The 13,473-nt window shown below is 68.4% G+C and carries 14 protein-coding genes and 4 pseudogenes; 10 read left to right on the top strand and 8 right to left on the bottom strand.

Going from position 1 to position 13,473, the window contains the following annotated elements; genetic code table 11:
* The first annotated feature begins 54 nt into the window (after positions 1-54).
* The 4 genes from Val02_RS41150 (at position 55) to Val02_RS41165 (ending at position 2,690) form a co-directional block, all read left to right on the top strand.
* Positions 55-672: a TetR/AcrR family transcriptional regulator gene (locus Val02_RS41150; RefSeq protein ID WP_203904779.1), complete on the top strand. Its 618-nt coding sequence runs from the start codon at positions 55-57 to the stop codon at positions 670-672.
* 175 nt (positions 673-847) lie between these two features.
* A complete protein-coding gene (locus Val02_RS41155; protein WP_203904780.1) occupies positions 848-1,159 on the top strand; it encodes a hypothetical protein in 312 nt (103 codons plus the stop codon).
* Positions 1,160-1,202: 43 nt separating this feature from the next.
* Positions 1,203-2,180 carry a hypothetical protein gene (locus Val02_RS41160; RefSeq protein ID WP_203904781.1) on the top strand — a complete coding sequence of 326 codons (978 nt, stop codon included), beginning with the start codon at positions 1,203-1,205 and terminating at the stop codon, positions 2,178-2,180.
* Positions 2,181-2,321: 141 nt separating this feature from the next.
* Positions 2,322-2,690, top strand: a complete 369-nt coding sequence (locus Val02_RS41165) for a hypothetical protein (protein ID WP_203904782.1) — start codon at positions 2,322-2,324, stop codon at positions 2,688-2,690.
* A gap of 506 nt (positions 2,691-3,196) precedes the next feature.
* On the opposite strand, the gene Val02_RS41170 is transcribed toward Val02_RS41165, so the two are convergent.
* The 4 genes and pseudogenes from Val02_RS41170 to Val02_RS41185 form a co-directional block, all read right to left on the bottom strand.
* On the bottom strand, positions 3,197-3,382 hold the full coding sequence (locus tag Val02_RS41170; RefSeq protein WP_239153722.1) for a carboxymuconolactone decarboxylase family protein: 186 nt from the start codon (positions 3,380-3,382) through the stop codon (positions 3,197-3,199).
* Between the two features lie 514 nt (positions 3,383-3,896).
* Positions 3,897-4,343 carry an FAD-dependent monooxygenase gene (locus tag Val02_RS48785; protein ID WP_203904808.1) on the bottom strand — a complete coding sequence of 149 codons (447 nt, stop codon included), beginning with the start codon at positions 4,341-4,343 and terminating at the stop codon, positions 3,897-3,899.
* Positions 4,240-5,136 (bottom strand): annotated as a pseudogene (locus Val02_RS48790) (FAD-dependent monooxygenase); the annotation flags it as partial. The gene Val02_RS48785 and the pseudogene Val02_RS48790, both read right to left, overlap by 104 nt.
* A gap of 363 nt (positions 5,137-5,499) precedes the next feature.
* Positions 5,500-5,793, bottom strand: coding sequence for a hypothetical protein (locus tag Val02_RS41185; RefSeq protein WP_203904783.1), 294 nt, complete (start codon positions 5,791-5,793; stop codon positions 5,500-5,502).
* Positions 5,794-5,840: 47 nt separating this feature from the next.
* Here Val02_RS41185 and Val02_RS41190 point away from each other — a divergent pair, with 47 nt between their 5' ends.
* Complete coding sequence (locus Val02_RS41190; protein WP_203904784.1) at positions 5,841-6,158, top strand: hypothetical protein; 318 nt, start codon at positions 5,841-5,843, stop codon at positions 6,156-6,158.
* A 208-nt stretch (positions 6,159-6,366) separates the two neighbouring features.
* Here the strand turns inward: Val02_RS41190 and Val02_RS41195 are convergent, their stop codons facing one another.
* The 3 genes and pseudogenes from Val02_RS41195 to Val02_RS48795 all read right to left on the bottom strand — a co-directional run.
* Entirely contained in the window at positions 6,367-6,801 is a 435-nt protein-coding gene (locus Val02_RS41195; protein ID WP_203904785.1) for an Imm1 family immunity protein, read from the bottom strand.
* Positions 6,798-7,217 (bottom strand): annotated as a pseudogene (locus Val02_RS41200) (DddA-like double-stranded DNA deaminase toxin); the annotation flags it as partial. The gene Val02_RS41195 and the pseudogene Val02_RS41200, both read right to left, overlap by 4 nt.
* A 131-nt stretch (positions 7,218-7,348) precedes the next feature.
* Positions 7,349-7,522 (bottom strand): annotated as a pseudogene (locus Val02_RS48795) (DUF6244 family protein); the annotation flags it as partial.
* Positions 7,523-7,773: 251 nt separating this feature from the next.
* Here Val02_RS48795 and Val02_RS41210 point away from each other — a divergent pair.
* The 5 genes and pseudogenes from Val02_RS41210 to Val02_RS41230 all read left to right on the top strand — a co-directional run.
* Positions 7,774-8,391, top strand: coding sequence for a hypothetical protein (locus Val02_RS41210; RefSeq protein ID WP_203904788.1), 618 nt, complete (start codon positions 7,774-7,776; stop codon positions 8,389-8,391).
* Positions 8,392-8,583: 192 nt separating this feature from the next.
* Positions 8,584-10,059, top strand: coding sequence for an NF041680 family putative transposase (locus Val02_RS41215; RefSeq protein WP_203904809.1), 1,476 nt, complete (start codon positions 8,584-8,586; stop codon positions 10,057-10,059).
* Between the two features lie 17 nt (positions 10,060-10,076).
* Positions 10,077-10,256 (top strand): SMI1/KNR4 family protein, encoded by a 180-nt coding sequence (locus Val02_RS41220; RefSeq protein ID WP_203904789.1) that lies wholly within the window; start codon positions 10,077-10,079, stop codon positions 10,254-10,256.
* Between the two features lie 114 nt (positions 10,257-10,370).
* The gene (locus Val02_RS41225; protein ID WP_203904790.1) at positions 10,371-10,562 is read left to right on the top strand and encodes a hypothetical protein; all 192 of its coding nucleotides are present in this window, start codon (positions 10,371-10,373) and stop codon (positions 10,560-10,562) included.
* A pseudogene (locus Val02_RS41230) lies at positions 10,525-11,543 on the top strand (IS3 family transposase); the annotation flags it as partial. The gene Val02_RS41225 and the pseudogene Val02_RS41230, both read left to right, overlap by 38 nt.
* Before the next feature lie 365 nt (positions 11,544-11,908).
* On the opposite strand, the gene Val02_RS41235 reads toward Val02_RS41230, so the two are convergent.
* On the bottom strand, positions 11,909-13,291 hold the full coding sequence (locus Val02_RS41235; RefSeq protein WP_203904792.1) for a hypothetical protein: 1,383 nt from the start codon (positions 13,289-13,291) through the stop codon (positions 11,909-11,911).
* Positions 13,292-13,473: the final 182 nt, after the last annotated feature.

The raw sequence follows: 13,473 nt of genomic DNA on the forward strand, positions 1-13,473 counted from the left end.
GTTCAATATTGAATCCCGTACAAAATCGTCACCGGTGACGGCTAGACTCGCGCCATGCTCTCGGAGACCGGCCGCCCGCAAAAGGTGGGACTCCGCGCCCGCAAGAGGGAGCAGACCTGGCTGGGCATACACGCGGCGGCGCTGTCATTGTTCGCGGAGCACGGGTTCGACGCCGTCAGCATCGACCAGATCGCCGCGGCGGCGAACGTCGCACGCGGCACGTTCTTCAACTACTTCGACAGCAAGGAGGAGCTGGTCGTCACCTACGGCCCGCACGAGCAGGAGTTCCAGCGCCGCCTGATGGAGCAACGGCCCGACGGCGAGCCGCTTTGGCAGTCCTTGGTGGAGATCATCGTCCGGTACCTCGAGGAGTTCGAGTCACAGATCGTCGTACACCTGCGCCTCAAGGCCGGATCGCCCGCACTGTCTCGCTCCGCCCGGCCGATGACCGAACGACTCGTGGCCGACCTGCGTGTCTGGGCGCGGGACCGCCATCCACACCTCGCCGAGGCGGAGATCATGCTGATCATCAACGTCGCCGTCGCCGTACTTGGCACCGCTGTCCACTACTGGCAGGTCGACCGGCCGGCCGCCGAACGGATCCGCACCGTCCGCACCATGCTCGACCGCGCCGGCTCGGGTCTGGCAACACCCCTGAACGCGTCGACCTAGAACCGTACGCCCGGCCGCCGTAGCCGCCGTACGGTTCATCCACGCCCGACCCTCTGGCGCAATGTTCTCGGCAGTTCCGGGAAGCCGGACGGCGAGAGCGTCGATCACCATCGGTGCCAGGTGGCGACCTGGCCGTGCGCGCCGACCGCGGCAGATCGCGGAACTCAAGGAGCTGATGACGCAGCCGCCACAGACGGTCGCCGGGCTGCGCCACCTAGAGTCGGCGTTCTTCACGTACGGGAACGAGGCCGCCGGTCCGCACGTCGACCGGTTCTGGGAACTGGTCACCGCGGAAAGCCTGCCCTTCGAGCGCAAGAACGTTCTCGGTGACGTGCTGCGTCGCGGCCGGATCAACGACGCCGGCGAGTACGAGGTCGTCGTCGATCTGCTCGTCGTCGCGGAGCAGGAAGGCAGGATCACCGCTGAAGAGGCCGCCCGCCTGAGCAATTACATCGGCCGTTACGAGCGTCGCGGCTCCCGCCGCTGACCTCTGTCAGGCCCGGCGCAACGCCGTCCGACCGCCGAATCAAATGGCGATCGATGCGATATCGTCGCCGTCGATGGAGCTGAGCCGGCGGGAACGGGAGCGTCAGGCCGAGACACTCGGGCTGCAGGCTGTCGAGCTACGGCTGCGGGGCAGGGCCGCCGATGCGAAAGAGCACGCCGATGCCGGCATAGAACTGCTGGGCGGGCTGCTTGCGCAGTGGCCCGACGACCAGCCGACCCGGTATGTGCTGGCCGGGCAGCTCTACAACCGGGCCGCGATCTTCGAAGATCTGGGCCGGCCTTCGGCCGGCATCCCGGACGCACGCCGATCGGTGGACCTGTACCAGGAGCTGGCCGAGGTCATGCCCGCGGCGGTGAACCAGGGCGCCGACGCACAGCTGCGCCTGGCTCGGCTGATGGCCCACGACACCGCCGCGGGTCTCATGAGGGATGTGCCCTACGACCTCGACGCGCGGCCGGCGACGGCGGACGACGTTGTCCGGACGGGGTCGGCTGCCCTCGACACCTACGAACTGCGGGCGCAGGCGGGCCAGGCGTCGCCTTCGGACCTGGCCCGGGCGCGATGGTCCTGGGCCGAAGTGCTGCGGCTGCTCACCACCACGCCGCGGCTCGACGTCCTGCACGCCTACGTGCTGTCGCTGGAGGCCAGTTACATCATCGGCGCCGAACTGACCGCCGAGGACCGGCGTCGCCGCGCCCAGGCACTGTCGGCAGCCGTCCGCCTGCAGCGCACACTCGACGACGAGATCATCGATCTGCGTTCGGCCGCCAACGCGGCGGTCGAGGAATGGTGGACACTGACCGCCGAGGGACACAACACCCACGCGCCGTGCCTGGCCGCCGTCTACGACCTGGCCATGCTCGCCCGCGAGAACGGCGCCGAAGACGTGCGCGACGTCCTGCTGATGGGCCGGACCGTACTCGATGCGATGTCACGACCGCTGGATCCCGAGTCGGCTGCCATCGCCGTCGCCATCGCCGATCTCCTTCACGAGGTCTGAGCCGGTGGCGTTCCGCGCGGCCTGCCGGCCCGGCGCGCCGCCGGCCACCACCCGCGCGCAGCCGAGAATCCTTTGTAGGCACTCGTAAGAATGTCAATGTGTCGCCCCGGCGGCGCGACGTCGATTCGGCGGAGGTGCGACGTGGGCTCCCGGTACCCACGCCTCGGCGAGGCGATCCGTGTCGTCTGCTGGACAGGGCTGATCGCCGGAATGTTCTGCGCCTTGTTCAGCAGCCTCGCCGGGGGTGGGGCAGCATGGGCGGCACTATGGACCGGCGTGGTTCTCGCCGCCGCCTGGTTCTACGTCGCCGATCGACGCGGATGGCCGTTCAGGCACACGACGAGCGTGCAGGCCGCGCTCGTCGGTGTCGGACTGGCCGCGACGCTGGCGGTGGCCGGCGCCGGCAGGCGGTATCCGCTGATCGTGCTCGGGTTCACCGGCTTCCTCGCGGCGACGGCCTGGTTCAGCGACGACGGTTCCGACGCCGATCTGGGCGGACCCGTCGACTGACGGAACCCGGCCGACGGACCGGGCGCACTCGGTTCGAACCGGCCGGAGGTCCCGTCGCAAGTCGGTAGGTACGCACCTTCCGCCTCGTCGGCGCCAGTCCTCCGATGGACCCATGAAGGTCGGCCGTGAGGCGCGTCAAGGGCATCGTCCGCCCGTCCCCCGCGTGGATCGCCACCGCCGCATCGACGACGGCGGGCAACCCGCGGATGGACGTAGGGACGGGGCAACCACCATTCGTACCGGGACGAGAGCGCCGGCACGAGGACGTCACACCGCCTTCTGCCGACCCGGCCATCCCTTCACGGATCCTCGCAGGAGCGCGCTGATGTCGGCGTGAGGATCAGCAGTGAGCCGGCGCAGAGCAGGACCTGGTCGGTGCCCCACTGGCCCTGGAAGGCGTCGAGGGCACCGGCCATCGTGCGTTCGGTGGCGTCGACGAGGGCGATGGCCAGCAGGAACTCTCATCTCCGGGAGCGGTGGTGTCAGATCCGGCGAGCCGGCCGTCGTCATCCGTCGCTCTCGAACAGCTCGTCCAGCACCCGCTCGGCGACCAGCATGGCGCCGCGAGCGTTCGGCACCCCGGCGTACGCCGCCGAGTGCAGCAGAACCTCCGAGATCTCCCCGGGAGCCAGGGTGATGCAGCTGCGGGTCCCACGATCCAGCCCGTCACGGCCCCAGACGGAACTCGTCACGTAATCGAAGAAGGCGCATTGAACAGGGTGGACCTAGCGATCGATGCGTCCACCTCGGCGTCGCCGACCGCCTCCCGACGCACCTGCATACCGCGCTCGCGCTCCGCGTCGACGTCGACACCGAACGTGACCTTGGAGCCGGTCACAAGGCGCCCCCACAAGGCGTGTCCCGTGACGATGTCGAGGAGGTGCTCGATCTGGGCCGGCAGTTCGTCTCCCCGCCACGCGACGTGGTGGTCGGAGCGGACCAAGGCTGCACGACGCTCGTACATGCCCAGCAGCGACTCGCGATCCACCTCGTCCGGCCTGAAGATCTCGATGGGAATGCCACGCGCCTGGGCCCGCTTCAGCAGCTCTGTCGCATCGATACCGCCTGGGTCGAGCAGGGTGAAGCCGAGCCCGAAGTGGTCGTAGAGCGAGCTTCCGTCGCCAGCCACAGGTGAGGGGCGCGGGAGCTGGGCGCGGCGCACGGGGTGTAGTCGGCACAGGTCGCGCTCGGTGCCGTCGCGCACGATCAGCGGCGAGGCCGAGTAGCGGTAGCCGAGCTGGCCGCCCATCCGCTTGGACTGCACCAGCTTGCGCTCGAGGATGTCCTGCTTGACCGCCTCGCCCTCGGGCCCTCTGCCTCGAGGCCGTCCCGGACCAGCTCGATAGCGCCAAGGGCGTGGTTGGCCTCTGAGCCCAGCTGGATGAAGCGGACCGCCTCTCGCCGGTCGATCGAGTACGACGGTATGAGCGCCGGCCCGCCCCAGCCCTGAATGAGCGCGGCAAGCTTCCAACCGAGGTCGGCGGCGTCGCCGATGCCGGAGTTCATGCCGAAGCCGCCCTGGGGCGAGACCATGTGGGGCCGCGTCGCCGGCGAGCATGATCCGGCCGAGGTCGAGGCGGGGGACGAGCAGGGAGTTCTCCGCGAAGGCGCCACCGGAAAGAGGCTCGACGTCGATCTCCTGCCCGACCGCATTGAAGATGAGCTCCTTGACCTGCTCCCAGTCGTCACCGCCGACGCCCGCGGGCGTCGGGCCGGCGAAGTACTGCCAGGTCTCGGGGCCCTGCGCGGTGATCAGGTCGCTGCCGCGGTCCTCGTTGTAGAAGTAGACCATCGAGACCGCCGGTCCCGCGCTCCAAAGCTCCTTGAGCTGCTTGGATCGGAAGTGCCACGACAGGCTCATCGCCAGGGTGCGGCCCTCGTGACGCACGTTGAGAATCCGGCGCAGGTTACCGCGCGAGCCGTCGCAGAGCACCAGGTAGTCGCCGCGGATCGTGTACGGCGTGCCGTCCGGGCCCTTGACCTCGACGCTGACCCCGTCGTCGTCCTGAGCGAAGGTGGCGACCTCGTTCTCGTTGCGGTGGTCGATCAGCGGCAGCTCGGCGACCCGGCCCCACATCGTCTTCTCGATGCCCTCGTTGGGCGCCCACTCGGCAACCTCGGAGGCGAAGGGCAGCGGCTCGCTCCACTCGTAGGTGCGCGGCAGGTTGAGGATCAGGTGGCCGTTGAGGCGGGTCACGAACGAGACGTCGCGCCGGATGTCCTCCGGGACCGGGTCGTTCTTGCGCAGTGCGTCCGCCATGCCCCACCGGCGGAAATGCTCCATTGAGCGAACGTTGGTCATGTTCGTGCGCAGATGGAAGGGCTTTCCCCGCTCGCGTCGCTCGAGCACGATGCTCGGCACACCGCGCAGCGCCAGGTCGATCGCCAACGACGAGCCGACGGGGCCTGCGATAGCCCGAACGGGCAACTCGCCGACCGTCGGCATACTCCTGCCCCAATGCCGTATGCGTCGGAACGAACCGAGGGCGCGGAGTCCGGTCGGGCCCGGGCACGCCCATTGGTTGCGGGGGCACGGCTCCACCCGCGGCGACGGAAGCGGAAGCGGGCCATACGATCGTCGAGGTCCCCACCGATGTCGAGTGGCACCGTGTCGTAGCGGCGATATGTGCGGCCATCGAACCCGTCACGGCGCCGTTCACGCGCCTCCGGCCGGACCGGGCGCTGTCGTCACGAGCGTCGTTTCGGCGCGAACCTTCCGCCGTTTCCCTACGCCCGTTTGTGCGGGTGCGGCGATTTCACCGACACGGTTCCGACCGCGTCCGCCGACTGTCGGCCGACGCTGCGTTAATCACACAAAGAATCCCCGATCGCGGAGATCGTCGTACTCGTCGACCTCCATGAGGCGGCACCGCCCTGTTTCCAGATCCACCATGATCGGCCAGTTTCCGGCCAACTCGCCCTCTTCGTCGCCGTGGTCGAGCAGAGCCGCCGAATTCCAGGGAACGACCAGGAACTTGCCGTCCTTGAAGGTGTACTCAGGAGCGGTGCGCACAGCGTTTCGGCCGGGCGACTCTCCGGACTGCCGAAAGTAGGCGTCGAGCCAAGTGGCGGCGATGGCGGCCGCAGTGGAATCGTCGATCATCTCAGTGGTCCGCCTCTGTCGCAGAGGTCCCGGCCTCGCACGGTTCCGTGCCCGTCAAGGACAATGACATTACCCTTCCTGTCGACGTCGACGAAGCGGCCGACACCGCCGCCGCCCGGACGGACGCTCTCACCTCGTCGGTCAGGTCGCTCTCGTCGTCGAACCGTTCGAACGTTCCGCTGCCGCGATGTCGTGTCACCGCAATGATCGAACCCGCGGCCGCCGGCCGGTTGCATGCCGCGTGCCGGTACGCCGGCCTCGTCCGGGTGTTGCCCTCTCTGCTGGCTCATCTGCGCACCGCTCATGACGCCGCGCACGGCAGCCGGCGGGAGACGTTCGCTATCTATCCGGGGTTGCGCAGGTAATTCGCGCGCTCCTCTGGTGTGAAGTCTCGAAGGTGCGTTGTGCGGCCAGCGCGAGTACCTCACCGATCGGTCCGCATACCTGGCACGGGGTGACGCGAAGGTGAGTTTTGTAGCGTGTGACGAGTTGTCGCCCGTCGGCGCTGAAGGCGAGTTGTTCGGCGTCGGCGGGGTGGCTGAAGGTGAGGGCTTCGCCGGTGCCGTCGGTCGTCTACGCCGGCTGCTCGACCCAACGCACGCAGGTCGGCCTGACACCTGTCTCGACGAACTCGCGTGCGGCCTCGCGCGCACTCGACGGACCAACCCGTGCGCGGTCCGCGCCGGCGAACACCGGGTCGCCGGCGTAGTCGAACGCGATGTCCGCGACACCCTGCGGCCACGGCGGCAGGTCGTCGTCGACACCGATCCCGCCGTCGGCAGCCAGCCAGAGCACAAAGGCGCGGTCGGGGTGCCCGGCGCCGATCTGCAGTGCCGGCGGAGCGGGTTCGTCCCACGGCGAGGCGTCGCCGGCGAAGTGTTCGGGTGGATAGATCCCGACGACCCGCGGAGTTCCGGAATCCGTGGCTTCGTCAAGGGCGGCGTCCAGTTCCTGGACGGTCGAGACCGTGCGGCGGTTGTCTCGTCCCCAGGTGACGATGTAGCTCACGCGATTTCCTTCCCCGTGCCCTCGTAGGTACCGAGCAACCGCACACCAGCCGTTGTTTCCGGGTCACGGATGTAGATCGTCAGCCGGCTTCCCTGCGGGATGATGTGCCGCGCCACCCGGTCACAACCGTACGGGTCGCCGACGCAGGGCTCGTTGTTCGACACCAGGACCACCTCCCGCGGCGCATTGGGCTTACGCATCTCCTGCGCCACGATCGCCTCGAGATGATCCGTCAACGTCCACGGGAACCCCTTCGGACCGGGCAACGGCCGCAACCCACTCGTCGAGGCGACGTTACGGCCGCTGCTCCACGGCTGCGCCGACAACGCTCGACCGGACACGTCGAACGCGAGGCCGCTCGTCGGTCCCTCGTTCGGCCGCTGCGGGAGGCGGCGCGCGGCCTGACGCACCCAACCCGGCGGACCGGACGTCGGTGACCGCTTACCGGGTACAGCGACACCCGCAGTCCGTTTCCCGAGACACCGGCTCGAAGCGCCTCCTCCAGCACCGGCTCGACATCGCCCATCGTGGCGTTGATCCGTGCGACCACCTCGAGCAGAGTCCGATGGACCGCACCGATCCGCGCCAGCAACGGCCCCGGCTGCCCGCCCCGCAGCGCCGCCGCGGAAACCGTGCTCGCGTCATTGACCTTTTCGATCACGGCACCCAGTCCTCGATGCGCCTCCGCCATCCTCACCGCGACCGGGACGAGCGCGTCCATCGCCTGCTGCGGCGACGGCCGTCGCGGCACGCCCGCGAGGGCCGCCAGCACAGTGGCCACGAGTTGGGCGACCGCAACGACACCCGAGCGAACCTCCCGGAGACCGTCGCGAACGCGGTCTACATCGCGTAGTCGCTATCCGCTCATCCCCAACGGTGACGGCGGGCGACGCTTGCCAACGTCCGATCATGCCGAGAAGCGTGCGGCCCATTCGGTGTCGGCTGAGGCTGCGCGCGTTCTAGATTCTTGCCGTGAACGGGTCGTGGGCAAGGATCGATTGGGATGCGGCGCGGCCGGACGAGCAAGCGGTCCGGCGGGCCCGGGCACGGCTGCGCTATCAGGCGAAGGCGCTTCCTGCGGCTGGCGTTGATGAGCTCGTCCTGGCCTTGCGCCGTACCCACGTCAACGGCGGTGCGCTGGTGGCTGGTTTCCGCGTCGTCGATGACGACGTGACCGGCTGGTTCGCCGCGCGCAACCGCTTCAGTGAGTTCGGCTTCTTCTCGCACTTCCTGGGCTCAGCCGCCGTCCGGGAGGCGTTGCCCGAACTGCAGATCCCCGAGTCGCTCGAGGATGACCTGAGATTTGAGGAGTCGTGGTCGGGCACGCTCAGCCTCGGTGGCGAGCTAGCGGCAATGCTGGTGCACGGCGGAGCGTACGAGGCGTTCCCCGGGTCACCGATGGAGGCCAAGCGGCTGGGTGATGCCTTCGTTGAAGCGATTGTCGGCGAGCGCCACGATCGTTTCCACGTCTACCGGTCGCATCGGCGGTGGTGCTCATGGTTCTTCGACATCGCGTGGGACTCGACATCCATCCTGATCGACCGTGAGCACGCGGAAATCGTGCTGTTGTGCATTACCGACACCGATTAACGGCCGCCAGCGCGCTCATCTGCCGCGGACAGCGCGGCCGTGCTGATTAGCTGCGGACAGCGCGGCCTTGCTGATCTAGCTTGATCTTTAACGTCGGTGGCGGGATCAGTGGCCCCTGGTTGATCACGGCGACGGCTCTTGGTTGATCATTCTTCTTGTCTAGGGAAGAGATCAACAACCAAGAGCCGTCTGGTGGTCAGTGTGCATGATCCGGTTCGGGGCAAAGCGTTCGGGGACCTGCGGAGATTCCGGCAGGAGTTTTACGGCTGCCTGACATCGCGGGCGGACGCGATGTTCGAGCTGACCGACGCGGTGCTGTGTGCCGACGGGCCGGTCCGGTCGCTGGCCGAGTTGTCTTTGGTCGGCGAGCATCGCAGGGGTCACGGATCGGCGTACGCGGCGCTCGCCGATGGGCGGATCGATGTGGAGCGGCTGCGCACGGTGCTGGCCGGGGTGCCGCTGCCCAGAGCTGTCGACGGGCGACTCGTGCTGGCCGTCGATATCACCTGCTGGCTGCGGCCGGAAGCGCACACGTCACCGGAGCGGATCCTGTGTCACACCTACGGCCGGGGCAAAGGTCAGGCGATCATGATTCCGGGCTGGCCGTACTCGGTGATCGCCGCGCTGGAACCGGGCCGATCGTCGTGGACAGCGCCGTTGGACATCCAACGGCTCACCCCGGGTATGGACGCCGCGACGATCACCGCGGTGCAGTTGCGTCAGCTCCTGCAACGGCTGATCGCTGCCGGACAGTGGCAGCCGGGCGATCCCGACGTCCTGGTCATCGCCGACGCCGGATACGACGGGCCGCGTCTGGCATGGCTACTGCGCGACCTGCCGGTCCAGGTCCTGGCCCGGCTGCGCTCGGACCGGGTACTGCGCCGTGAGCCACCACCGTGGGTGCCCCGCGAACACGGCGGCCGCAAACCCCGCCATGGCAGCGAGTTCGTCTTCGCCGACCCGGCAACCTGGGGCGACCCAGACGTGTCCACCACAACCGAAACTCGTCTCTACGGCACCGCCACCGCGACAGCGTGGGACCGGCTCCATCCCCGGCTCACCCGCCGCGCCGCCTGGACCGGATCAGGCGACCTACCGATCATCGCCGGCACCCTCATCCATCTACGCGTCGGCCGCCTCCCCTCCGGCGCGATCCCGAAACCGGTCTGGCTGTGGTACTCCGGCGTCCACGACACCGACCCAACCAGCCCGGCCGACATCGACCGGCTCTGGCAGGCATTCCTACGCCGCTTCGACATCGAGCACACATTCCGGATGCTGAAACAAACCCTCGGCTGGACCTGCCCGAAAACCCGCGACCCCGCCGCAGCCGACCGATGGACCTGGCTCATCCTCGCCGCCTACACCCAACTGCGCCTCGCCCGGCCCCTCGCCGCCGACCTGCGCCGCCCGTGGGAGAAACCCGCCGAACCCGACCGGCTCAGCCCCGCCCGCGTCCGGCGAGGATTCCGTCACCTCCGCACAAAGACCGCCTGCCCCGCAGCCGCACCGAAACCCACCCGGCCAGGACCCGGACGACCAGCCGGCCACCCCAACCAGCGCCCCGCCCAACGCCACGACGTCCACATCGTCACAGCATCAACCAGCACAAAAACATCGAAGAACAAGAAGCCCACAACGACACCACGACCCCGACGACGAGGTTAAAGATCAAGCTAGCCAACGTGGGGACGGGCGACTACTGGTGTTTTCCGGTCACCGCCGGGCGCTGTCACGAGCAGGTCTGGTGCCACTTCCATGACCAGAACGATCGTGAGCAGGTCGCTTCGGATTTTCTTGAGTTCGTCGCCCAGTACGGGCTGAAGAGCTCCACCGACCGGACGCTTGAACGCCGAGCTCGGTGAGCGCGGCCCGGATCAGACTGCGCACTTCTCGACAACCGTGGGCGCGGATCGCGGCCATGAGCGGATGGCGTGGCCGTGTGAGCGGGCGGTTCTGCGTGCGGCGATGATGTGAGCATGACTGACTACGGCCCTGTGCTGGCTCGGATCGCGGCGAGGGCCGCCGAGGACGAGCCGATGCTGCCGCTGGTACGCCGGCCCGCTCCGTTGGGCGCCGCGGAACTGGACCTGGCCGAGCGCACCCTGGGATTCCCGCTGCATCCGTTGCGCGGAGGCGGAGAACGCGGCGTTGCGCAGGCGGGTCCGTGAGCTGGAGGAAGAGCGGGACATACTTCGGAAGGCAGCCCGGTATTTCGCCGGGGAGACGCGCTGGTGAACCGCTTCCAGTTCGTCGCCGACCACTCCACGCGCTTCGGCGTGAAGCGGTTGTGCCGGGTCCTCGGGATCGCCCGGTCGTCGTTCTATCACTGGAAGGCCGCCACACCGGCGCGGGCAGCACGCCAGGCCGCTGATGCACGGTTGGCGGTGCGGATCCGGGCCGTGCACACCGCCTCCGACGGCACCTACGGCGTTCCAAGAGTCACCGCCGAACTCCGGGATCCCGGCAGCCGCCACGGCGGGCAGGAGCGGGTCAATCACAAGCGCGTCGCCCGCGTCATGCGTGATATCGGTCTGGCCGGTCTCCGGCTGCGTCGCCGGCGGCGCACCACCATCGCCGACCCGAACGCGGTGAAGGCGCCGGACCTGATCGGTCGGGCCTTCACCGCGGCGGCGCCGAACGCCCGTTACGTCGGCGACATCACCTACCTGCCGGTCGGCGAACGCGGATTCCTCTACCTGGCAACGGTTATCGATCTGCACTCGCGTCGGCTGGCCGGCTGGGCGATCGCCGACCATATGCGGACCGACTTGGTCCTCGACGCCTTGGCCGCCGCTCAGCGGACCCGCGGCAGTCTGCACGGGGCGATTCTGCATACCGACCACGGCGCCCAGTACACCTCTCGGGCCTTCGCTGCCGCCTGCGCCGCAGCCGGGGTCCGACAGTCCATGTCCGCGGTCGGCAACTCCGCCGACAACGCCCTGGCCGAATCGTTCAACGCCACCTTCAAACGCGAGACGCTGCAAGGCCGTCGCGCGTTCACCGACGAACGCGACGCCCGCCTGACCTCGTTCCGATGGCTGCACCGCTACAACACCGTCCGCCGTCATTCCCGACTCGGACACCGATCCCCGATCAACTACGAGAACAGCGTCCGAACGACGCCAGCTACGCTGTCCCCGGCCGCATAACCCCCGTGTCCAAGATCAGGGGGTAAGCCCCGGTAAGCTCGGGTTATTGGTTTGTGTAGATCATCCCAACCCTGATTGTCTCGCATCCGGCGTGAGTGCTGACCGCCGTACGCGCCATGCCCGTGCTTGGCTGCGGTCTCGTTGTCGGCCGTCGTTCGGCTGGCAGCCCTATCCGGCGTCGAGGGCGGTCCAACCGCCGCCTACGTCGGCACGAACTGGTGTCGCTCTTGCGCGTGATGAGCGGTCGTTCCGAACATCGCCATGCTGAGCCGCGGGATGGATCGACGCACGGCGGCGGAAGTGCGATCGAGCAAGGGTGTGATCGTCAAACGGTGTGAATGCCGGGACACCGCTGCGCGCGCCCGTTACCGCACGATGCTGACGGCAGCACATTCCCTCGCACCGGTTCGGCACAATGTGGCTCCATGGAGGAGGACCGGTACGTCGTGCGCCACGACCGATGGCGGACCGTCGTGTGGATCTGGCTGTGCGGTGGCGTGTTCACGGCGGTCGTGATGGCCGCCGTCCTGGTCGCTGGCGACAACGTCCCGAGCCCCGTGGTCGCGATCATCGGCGGCGGCATGACACTGACCGTGCTGGTGCTGAGCGGCGTCGTGCTCATGGACCGCGACGTCGACACCGACGGCGTCGAGCTCACGCTCGGCAGGGATGGTGTGTATCTGGGGGGCCGGCCGGGGCGCCGGCTGTCCTGGCCGCAGGTGCGACGGATGACCGTGTACGTCGGACCGGACCACGTCGAAGCGGGAACGGAGTTCTGGAGCAGTCCGCGGCCGGCCGGCGAGTGTTGTGTGGAGTTCGACGACGGCACCGGACCAGTACAAGGCCGGCACCGGGTGGTCCGCGGGCTGCGTCGGGAGTTTCCCGACGCCGACGCGATCGTGGAGCTGCGCAACGCTCTCCTGCGCTACGCGCCACGTCGTGTCATGACCGGCCACAGGCCGGGTCGCCCGCAGGCCCAGGATGCCGGCAGCGACGCAGAGCACACCGATGAGGGGTAACACGATCAGTAGAGCGACGTAGAACCTGTGCCATGCGGTATCTCGGTGCACGACCTCGTCGATGGTCAGGGTGGTCACTCCGCACGGCGACCGCCAGCCGGTGTCCAACACGACGCCGTCCTGGGCCGCGGAGGGCCGGCGGCCGGTGGACATCATGAAGCCGGCTCCCGGCAGGAACCACGGTCCCTTCTCGACAACCCTTGTCGGGATGTTGCGGAGCGCGTCCGTGCGATGCGGCCTGCCGACCGCGAAGACCGTGAGGCCAGGGGGGATTACCGCCTCCTGCCACGCGGTTTCACCGTCGAACCCGGCAGCAGTGATCGTGACGATGTCCGGTCCCGCCAGCATGGTGCGGGCCAGGCGGGGGGTGAGGAACACAGTGCCGGACCGGTCGGCGACCGCGATCAGCTCCGCGTCGGGGTGCAGTTCGATCCACCGGTCGACGCGGTCGCCGTCACTGGGGCTTCGGGCATACTCGACCTGGTACCACACGCATTCGGTGCCCGAGCGCGGTGCCCGGAGTAGACCCGGCCGGCCGGTGGTGATCCGGCCGGCGACGGCCGCTCTGTGCGGCAGTTTCGCACCGCGATCGAGACGGCCGTCCTCCATCTGGCTGATCAGCCGACGCAGCCTGCGCAGGCTTCGCCACGAGCCCCACACCACGAACACGATCACTGCGGTTGAGGACACGAGCAGAAGACCCGCCAGCATGAGAAGTTCTGCCGCCACCCTCACACGGTGATGGTAGACGGACACACTGATCGACGGGGATCAGAGCACAACGGGCAACGTCGACATCGATGTCCCACCGCGCGCCGCCGATCCGCGTCTCGTCGAGGACACCCCGCCGTCAGGCAGCTCCGCCACCCATTCGCCGATCGCGGTGTAGGAGCGGTACCCGGCCATCACCG

The sequence above is a fragment of the Virgisporangium aliadipatigenens genome, assembly GCF_016863615.1.
GTDB lineage: Bacteria > Actinomycetota > Actinomycetes > Mycobacteriales > Micromonosporaceae > Virgisporangium > Virgisporangium aliadipatigenens.